Source organism: Embleya sp. NPDC059213, from assembly GCF_042754445.1.
GTDB lineage: Bacteria > Actinomycetota > Actinomycetes > Streptomycetales > Streptomycetaceae > Embleya.
In genome coordinates this window covers 33993-35612 of record NZ_JBHZAV010000097.1, presented here as the reverse complement: position 1 = coordinate 35612, position 1620 = coordinate 33993, and the positions used below count along the sequence as shown (strand labels likewise).

Below are 1620 nucleotides of genomic sequence, written 5' to 3'. Positions count from 1 at the left end.
GCCCGGCGGGGCGGGGGGGGGGGCCGGCAGGTGGGGCCCCCCCCCCCGCCCGAGTTTTTGACCGACGTGAGGGAAGGCATCCGCATGGTCCGGAAGAAGATCGGCGACCGCGTGCCGCGACGCAGGCTCTGGTTCTCGATCCTGGCGGCGGTCGCGTTGTGCGGAGCCGCGGTCGGTGGCCTGGTCGGCTACCGGGCGCTCTCCGACAGCGATGACCCGGACCGGGCGGTGACCGTCGACGAGGCGTCCCGCCTGGCGGCGTCGCGGCTGACGTTGTATCAGGCCAGTCCGGTCGCGGTGGCCCTCACCGCGGCCGAGGGCGGCGGGGTCACGATCCGCGTCGAGGCGGTCGTGGACTACCGCACGCGCCGGGCCGTGGGCGGCTACCAGGTCACCGGAGCCGCCGGCCAACTCGACCGCGGCCTGATCGTCTGGGACGGCGCCGGTCTGGGCCTGGCGCCGGTGCCGGCAGGCGTGGACGGTCCGGCGTGGCAGCAGGCCGAGCACATCCCCCGCCAGGGCTGGTCGTCGCGGGCCTACACCGCCGACCCCCTGGACTCCGGGCTCAGGTTGCTGATCCAACTCGGAGCCGACAGGCCCGACAACCCGCTGCTGCTGGCGCAGTCCGGGGCGCGCTGGCTGGGTCACGATCGTATCCAGGACCGGAAGTACGACAGGTTCTCCGGTCCGCGCGCCCAGGACGCGACCGACGGCAAACTCTCGCCGCTGACGTACTGGGTCGACGGCGACGGCACGCTGCGACGCGCGACGATGCGCATGCCGGGCCTGGGCACCCCGACGACCGTCGAGATCGCCGGGCGCGACGACAAGGCGCGGATGCCCGAGGCGCCGTGGATCGCCGGCTGACGTGCGCCGAGGGCGGTGCGGCTCCCCGACGGCCGATCGGGCTTCGTGACATCCCGACCCGCCTGCCGAGCGGCCCGGTCGACCCGCCCCGGCGCACGCCGGCCGCGCTCAGCGTGGCTGCGGCATCGCGGTGGTGCCGGTCGGCAGGGCGTAGCGGTCGGGGTCGACCGTCCCGGGCAGGTCCGTCGCCGGCCGGCCGGGTGCCATGGGGTCGGGCATCGAGGGTTGGGCGGGCGGGGCGGGCACGGCGTGGAACGCGACGCCGGGCGGCGGCTGGACATGGACGATCCGGCCCGCCGGGACGGCCCGGCGCGGGGTGACGGCGCACCCGGCGAGGTCCTCCAGACCGTTCGGGCTCTGTGTCGTGGGCGAGTTGCCGGTGAAGCAGTTGCCGGGGTCGGTCGAGGCCGTCACCAGGTCGACGCCGTTGTCCGTGACGCGGTTGCCTTCGACGCGGTTGCCGACGGCCGGATGCCCGGCCGGGTCGGTGACCACGACCCCGGCCGAGCGATTGCCCCGGACGAGGTTGCGCGCGATGCGATTCTCCTGGCCGCCACCGATGCCGATGCCGATCCCGAAGCCTCCGTCGGCCTGTTCGGGCGAGTCCGAGGCGTTGTTGTCGGCGACCACGTTGCCGGCGATCACCGCGCCGTGTTGCGGCGCGAGCGCCTCCAGGTCGTTGGAGTTCACCGTCACTCCGACGCGGTTGCCGACGACACGATTGCCGAGTACCGACAGGCCCTCCGAGGCATA

2 protein-coding genes are annotated in these 1620 nt (G+C 74.6%); one reads left to right on the top strand and one right to left on the bottom strand.

Annotation, left to right across the window (positions count from 1 at the left end; all coding sequences use genetic code 11):
* Positions 1-84: 84 nt before the first annotated feature.
* The gene (locus ACFXMF_RS29860; protein ID WP_360316077.1) at positions 85-867 is read left to right on the top strand and encodes a hypothetical protein; all 783 of its coding nucleotides are present in this window, start codon (positions 85-87) and stop codon (positions 865-867) included.
* A 108-nt stretch (positions 868-975) separates the two neighbouring features.
* Here the strand turns inward: ACFXMF_RS29860 and ACFXMF_RS29855 are convergent.
* A partial coding sequence (locus ACFXMF_RS29855) for a NosD domain-containing protein (protein ID WP_380020859.1) occupies positions 976-1620 on the bottom strand: 645 nt, incomplete at its 5' end.

Bases quoted from the DNA above. Each gene is read 5' to 3' on its own strand.
- ACFXMF_RS29860 (WP_360316077.1), top strand. From the start codon at position 85: ATGGTCCGGAAGAAGATCGGCGACCGCGTGCCGCGACGCAGGCTCTGG.